Annotated in this window: 3 protein-coding genes, 1 pseudogene and 1 riboswitch; of the genes and pseudogenes, 1 reads left to right on the plus strand and 3 read right to left on the minus strand. The window is 40.5% G+C overall.

What is annotated here, in order from left to right:
- Positions 1-8 precede the first annotated feature (8 nt).
- Positions 9-145, minus strand: a riboswitch (cyclic di-AMP (ydaO/yuaA leader).
- A gap of 331 nt (positions 146-476) precedes the next feature.
- The 3 genes from BFU02S_RS06320 to BFU02S_RS06330 form a co-directional block, all read right to left on the minus strand.
- Complete coding sequence (locus tag BFU02S_RS06320) at positions 477-3,614, minus strand: AAA family ATPase (RefSeq protein WP_066368069.1); 3,138 nt, start codon at positions 3,612-3,614, stop codon at positions 477-479.
- A gap of 1 nt (position 3,615) precedes the next feature.
- Positions 3,616-4,758, minus strand: a complete 1,143-nt coding sequence (locus BFU02S_RS06325; protein ID WP_066368070.1) for an exonuclease SbcCD subunit D — start codon at positions 4,756-4,758, stop codon at positions 3,616-3,618.
- A gap of 168 nt (positions 4,759-4,926) precedes the next feature.
- Positions 4,927-5,127, minus strand: coding sequence for a cold-shock protein (locus BFU02S_RS06330; RefSeq protein WP_066368071.1), 201 nt, complete (start codon positions 5,125-5,127; stop codon positions 4,927-4,929).
- A gap of 411 nt (positions 5,128-5,538) precedes the next feature.
- Between BFU02S_RS06330 and BFU02S_RS06335 the strand changes: the two are divergent.
- Positions 5,539-6,880, plus strand: a pseudogene (locus BFU02S_RS06335) (ISLre2 family transposase).
- The last annotated feature ends 180 nt before the right edge of the window (positions 6,881-7,060 follow it).

Below are 7,060 nucleotides of genomic sequence, written 5' to 3' on the forward strand. Positions count from 1 at the left end.
AAAAGTAAACCTCCTCTCTAAACGCCTGCGGAGTTAGCTGTCGGATTCGGACCTAAAGAATAGCCCTACCTAAAAAAGGATACACCCCAAGTACAAATGTACAATCATGGTTCCCCCGCTCCAATGGATTAGGCGTGTACAGGTTTAAATTAAATTAATAATGAAAAATATAGCTCTACGGTGAAAATTTGTAAAGAGTTATGTTATAAATATTTCATTCTCTTTCTTTATTTGTAATTTTCCGATAGTAAGGAGTAGCAAAATGCCAACCTTCCATAAATTTAGGCCATAGATTTGGTCGGCTTCTGATTGCTAAGGATATGAAAGACAAAACTCGGTTATGCAACCAGAGAGTTGTCCTTCATCCGGGTTATAAGGACAAAATCAAGGTTCCGTAACAAATAAAATGTCCTTCATCCAGGACAGGTTAGCACCCCATAAGAAAACCCGTGATCATCATCACGGGTAGGTTTCATTTAATTTGTAAACACAAATTCCGTTCTACTTCCTGTTTGTCCTGCTATGACTTCGAGTCTGGCATCGATCCGTTCCTTTAATTCTGGTACGTGTGAGATGATGCCAACTAGGCGCCCGCTGCTTTGGATATCGATCAATGATTCAATTGCCTGATCTAATGATTCAGGATCAAGTGTACCAAATCCTTCATCGATGAACATCGTTTCCAATGATACACCGCCGGCATAATTTTGTACGACATCAGAGAGACCTAATGCGAGCGATAAAGCTGCCTTGAAACTCTCGCCGCCTGATAACGTCTTGACATGACGCTCCTGTCCTGTATATTGGTCAAACACGAGCAATTCCAAACCGCTTTGGGCATTTCCTTTAGCTTTATCTGTTTTCCGTAGCAATTGGAACCGGCCTGACGTCATTTTTCTTAATCGTATGTTCGCTTCTTGTAAAATATCATCCAAAAACGCTGCCAACACATAGCGTTCAAAAGTGATTTTGAAATTATTCTGCCCCCTTGTAATTTCATAAAGATGGCCAATCAGCTTATACCTATCTTCTAGCACTTTCATCTGTTCGTTTAAGATGTTCATCCGCTCAAAAACTTCTTCATTATCCCGTTTTTTTACAAAAAAGTCTGTGTGCTGGCAATTAAGAGTTTCTATTTCTTCTCCGAGTTGTTCAATTGCAGCTTTCAATCCGACAACGTCTGGAATCTTTACATCCCTCAATTGATCTGTTAACTCGTTCAATCGATCGGTAACCGAACGTAATTCCTCCCGAAAGCTGCGGATTTCCCCTTCAAGCTGGCTGATCTCCTGTTCTGTAAGCTTTGCTTCCGCATAAATCTTATAGTTTTCAAACCCTTGCTTCGTTAGGTTATGTTTAAAAATTTCACGTTCCGTATTTAGTTCCTGCTGTTTGTTTGCGAAAATTTTTTCCGCCTCCAACAATCTTGCGGATTCTGCAGCCTGCTTTTGCTTCACGTCTTGAAGACCCTCCTGTGCATTCTCCAGCTGATCGATTAACTGTTTGTGGAACTTACGGGCCATTTTAAGTCTATTTTCAAATTCTGCTTCTGAGCGGAGATTTTCCGGAATAACCATTAACATACGATCAAGATTCGTTTTCTTTTCCGTAAATTGTATGGTTAATTCCGTAACTTTGTCAGCCGCAGCTTGACCGGACTTTTGCAGATCCAATTTTTCTGCTTCTTTTTTCTCGATTTTCTTCTTTATTTGATCAAACTTTTGAATTTGATCGGCCAAGTGACCTTGATCTTTCGCTAGATTGTTTCTTGCAGAAGTGACCTCTAATTTAACGTCAAATAAATCGTTTTCTGTAAAATCTGGCCTGTCAGAAATAATTTCTTCGAACACTTCCTGAAGGGCTTCCTTTTGAATTTTCTCAGCAGATTGAGCCTGATAAAGTTTGGCCTCGTCCGCTGATTTTTCCTTTTCCCATCTTTCTGCTTGTAGTTTGGCGGCCTTCAGATCCTCCTCGCTTGGGATCTTTTCATCAGTCCTAAGAGCCGGTGCAGGATGATGTTCGGAACCGCAGACGGGGCAAGCTTCTCCAACCCGCAGTTTTGCGGCTAACAGCGAGGCCTGTCCATGTAACCATTTTTGTTCCAGATTCTCCACTAATGCTTTTGCATCCATCAATCTTGCTACCGTATTTTCATAGCGTTTCGTGATCAACTGTAGATTTTGTTCTGCTTTACGATGCCGACCTAACAGTGTTTCATATTTTTCCAGACGGACAATCTCATTTTCCAGCTTTTCTATCAACCTAACATTTTCTGAATATTTCAGTTTGCTATCTTCAATTTGTTCTTTTTGCTCATGCAGAATTCTCAGTTGCTGTTCGGCTTGTTTAACTGCAAAGTCTAATGATTGATGATTTTCTTTGGCGGTTCTTAAGGAGACATCCAAATGGGACACCTCATTTTGCAAAGCTGCTAACGAATAAACATCATCTCTCATAGTGACTAAGCGATTGACTTCGGCTAGAGCTTTCTCACGTTCATCTTCCCGTTTCAGCTCTCTTTCCAGCTCATGTTCCTTTTGCATCGCTACTCTCTCTAACTCTTCCACATTCTGTTTGATAAAGCGCACATTATTTTCAGCTTGATCTAATTCCTTTTTCAAACGATGGCACAGCTCTTCCTGTTTGGCCAAAAGAGCAGCTTTTTGCGCACGCTGAACCTTTAGATCTTTATGATGAAACAAATCGGTCTGTGATTCTAAGACTGCTTTATTCCTCGTGAGTTCTTCTTGTTGTTTCATCTGTTTCAAAATTACCTCAGCTTCAATTAACCAGGTTTTAAGCTGATCTTGCTCCGTTTTTTTCGTAACCAATTGAGTTTTCAAGTGGCTCAGCTGTTCTCCCATACTTAAAATTTCAGCCTTGAGCAAAGGCATGATGATCGTATCATTCACACTTTCTTGAGCAAGACACTCTTTAAGTTCGGGATTTATGACAGCATGAATCCGTCGAATGGCTTCATTCCGGTTCTTCACCTGTTCTTCAACTGATGATTTTAATTCTGTTGCCTCTTCCTTCAGTTTTTCTTCAATTAACTTATAAACTTGTGTATGAAAAAGCCGCTGCAAAATTTGCTCTTTATCCTTACTATCAGACGTTAACAGTTTCCGGAATTCTCCTTGAGGAATCATTATAATTTGTCGAAATTGACTGGCGTCCATCAGCATGATTTCCTTAATTTTCTCTTCTACATCGTTTACTTTGGAAGCAAGCAGCTTTTTCTCCCCTTGATTATCGAGAATATACAGTTCCGCTTTAGCACCAACTTGTGTATAACCCTCACCTTTTTCTTTCTTTTTTAATTGCTGAGGAGACCTCGTGATGGAATACACTTTATTTCTTAATGAAAAATCAAGCGAAACCTCTGTTAACAGGTCTTCACGGGCAAATTGGCTGCGAAGTTCCGGTCCGTTTCGATCTTCACCGCTGGCTTTTCCATATATCGCATAACTGATGGCGTCAAAAATCGTTGTTTTACCTGATCCGGTTTTCCCAGAAATGACAAACATCGTGCGATTGCCAAGCGCTGTAAAATCAATGATTTCTGTGTCGGCATATGGACCAAACGCCTTCATCGTTAACTTTAACGGCCTCATTTTACTGCCCCCTCCTTAGAACTTTTTCAATAATCCCAGCCATTAGTTCTTTTTTGTCGGGTGTAAATTCAGAAGTGGTCATTTCAGTATAGAATTGTTCAAATAAGTCAATCTCGGATTTTTTTTCACTGCGGACGGCATTAAAGGATTGTTTTTTCTTTGAGTCTGTTAATTCTAATTTTCGTTCTAAGTGGAGAACATTTGGATACACTTGCCGTAATTTATTGATCGGATCAATTAATGCTCCTTCATCTAGCAGGGTAATTTTTAAATAATCATCAACCTGCTGTTTTTCATAAAATCCCGGGTCGAGCAATTCCTCCAAATACCCCTCAAGTTCCCTCATATCATGCTTTGGTGTTAACGAACGATAGCGGTGGGTAAAGTTTCCTTTTTCATCCATCTCAATAACAGAAATAGACTTACGCTGTTTCGCTTCGGAGAAAGAATACTTTAACAGCGAACCAGAATATTTCACTTTGTCGTGACGAATGGCGTCAGGGCTGTGCAAATGACCTAATGCCGTATAAGAGAACGGTTCGAAAAGACTAGCTTCCACACAACCGGACCCGCCGACTGATAATGTCCGTTCAGAATCGGACGTTGATCCACCTAAGACAAAAGCATGTCCAACCAATACATTCGGTTCATTCGGATTGAAAGAAGTCTCCTCAATTTTTCCAATCAGTGCCTTCATCGCCTCCTGATGGGTATGTATAGAATCGTCATCAAGTAGCTGTCGGACAACACCGGGTTCTGCATATGGCACAAGATAGAAGTTGACTCCGCTTATGCGAACAGGATCAAAACAATCTGTTAGTTTTCCAGATAGATAGAACTGATTGAATTTATACCATGAACTTCCAAATGAAAGGCGTTCGGCGCTGTCATGATTTCCGGCTATGGCGACAATTGGGGTTCTCAGTTCAACGTTCATTCTAAACAACATTTCATCAAGCAATTCGACAGCTTCTGTCGGCGGGACTGACCGGTCATAAAGATCACCTGCAATCACAATGGCATCAGGTTTCTCTTCCTCGATTACTTCAATAAACTGTTCCAGCACATACCGCTGGCTTTCGGTCATATAAATGCCATGTACTAATTTCCCTAAATGCCAATCGGCAGTATGAATAAATTTCATCAATTTCACCTCGGGTTTTTCAGGTACTATTATTATATCAAAGGTTGATTGGAGAAAAATTTGAAAACCAAATGAATAGTGGAAAAATGAGGATAAGGTCCATAAAACAGCTGAGAACATGTAAAAACAGCCCGGTACAAGTACCGGACTGTTATAGACGATAAGAAATTACTTCTTAATTACGTTAGCAGCTTGTGGTCCACGAGCTCCTTCAACAACATCAAAAGAAACTTCTTGACCTTCTTCTAAAGTTTTGAAACCATCAGTTTGGATAGCAGAGTAATGAACGAATACGTCGTTACCATCTTCTCCTTCGATGAATCCGAAGCCCTTTTCTGAGTTAAACCATTTAACTTTACCGTTTTTCATTAAAAAAAATCCTCCTATTGGCCCCAAAAAAGCCAGTTAAAAATTCACCAAATTACAACGTTGATAGCTTTTCTTCATTACCTCATCCAAACATCGGTTGAAACTTTGAATAAGCTTGTAATAAAAACCTAATCACGTGCAACGGCTGATTTAAATTTAACATTAATTAGGCTGAATGTCAAGTTAGTATCAAAGAAAAAAATGACAATACTTCTAGATAAAAAGTATGAGTAAAATTTATGTGGGCAAAATTTAACCCCTTCATGTGGTGAGGGATCGGTAGATCGCTCACCACATGAAGGGGCCACCAAGCGAAGCGCGGTAGTTAATAAGCAAATAACATGAAAAAGAGGGTTACTCCTTGGTAGAATCTTAGTCGACCAAAACCAGATCACAAAGGAGGAAACCCTCATGCAAAAGAATAACATAGAATATCTGAATTTAAAACAGATTGAGCAATTAGTTTGGAGGCAATTACAGGAAACCTTCTCAGAGGTTATGAAGACTCTTTTAGAGGATATGGACAAACAAATTGCCCAGGAACGTAATAAAAAGCGTTATCGTCTAGTCGATAAGCGTACCACTACTTTAGTCAGTCTTTTTGGGGAAATTGAGCTGGAACGCAATTATTACCGTGACAGAGAGAAAGGCGAATATGTCTATCTCCTTGATCGCTATTTAGAGTTTGAGGGGGCAGGCACCTTCAGCTCGCTGATTGAGGAAGCAGCCCTAGAACTTGCCATTACAGGGCATCTTACCGAAAGGCCGCAGACTCACTTGAAACACTCTTAGGCTACCGTGTTATCAGTCATGAAGCTATACGTCAACACCTGTTACAGGTTGTCAGTATTCCTAAAGAGCGTCAGCCTGTACACCGTCCTGTCTTATTCGTGGAGGTGGACGGTATATACGTGAAACGTCAGGGAAAAGGAAAAAAAGGCAAGGAAGAAAAAATATCAGCGGTTCATCAGGGATGGGAAATCAACCGAAAACGAGTGAGTTTGAAAGAAAAACGCCATTTTATACATCGCGGGAACCAGCCCTTTTGGGAGGTATTTGAGGACTTTCTCATTGAAAACTTTGAGTATGACCCAACTGTCCATAAGCTGGTGATAAACGGGGATGGAGCCGTTTGGATCACAGCCTGTCGAGACCATTTTAAAGATAGGGCATTCTTTTTGATTGATCGCTTCCATGTGGCACGGGATATTCGCAGCCTGTTCCGTAAACACCCTCGTTATCGCCAGATGCAAAAGGCACTCGCACCTATGACAGCCAGAAATTACTGACAGAGTTAAACAATGCCGTTGGGACACTTGAGACGGAGGATCAGGAAGAACGACTAGACCAACTGATTCGACAGTTAGAAAAGTATCCTGAAGCCCTGGGAGATTACAGGAAGTGGCTTAAAGAAAATGGGATCGACACGAACGGGATGCGTCCAATGGGGAGTGCCGAGGGAACAATGAGTGTCTTCGCAAAAAGACTAAAAAATGGACGAAGCTGGGCGGAAAAAGGCGTAAGCGCCTTGATCACCGGATTGGTGGCTTACCTCGATAATTTGGCTTTGAAAACTCTATTCGGGAGAGTCGAAAGATGGACAGAAACCACAAAAGAAAAGACCCCGCCAAGGCACTACGTAGAAAAGGTTACAAGAACAATTGGTGAAGCTACAAGAGACAATCTATTGTACCTAAAAGGCAAGGCGAATATTCCAATGTACAAAGCGTTAAAGGTGTTGGTCGGTTTTTAAAAAAGGCAAATTTTTTATCAAGGAATACTCTAAAACAATGAATCCGCTTTCGGATTAAAGGGTAAAAAAATGCTTACAAATGCTTGACTCAAACAGTTTTCATAGAACTTTTGACACTACCAAAACTTTATTCTATTATTTCACAATATTCCAATATTTACAATTCATTTAAATAGCAAA

Source organism: Neobacillus fumarioli NBRC 102428 (assembly GCF_001591485.1).
Classification (GTDB): Bacteria; Bacillota; Bacilli; order Bacillales; family Cytobacillaceae; genus Neobacillus; species Neobacillus fumarioli.

What these genes read in the sequence shown, in the direction of transcription:
- BFU02S_RS06325 (WP_066368070.1), bottom strand. Translation starts at nt 4,758, where the DNA reads ATGAAATTTATTCATACTGCCGATTGGCATTTAGGGAAATTAGTACAT.
- BFU02S_RS06320 (WP_066368069.1), bottom strand. Translation starts at nt 3,614, where the DNA reads ATGAGGCCGTTAAAGTTAACGATGAAGGCGTTTGGTCCATATGCCGAC.
- BFU02S_RS06330 (WP_066368071.1), bottom strand. Translation starts at nt 5,127, where the DNA reads ATGAAAAACGGTAAAGTTAAATGGTTTAACTCAGAAAAGGGCTTCGGA.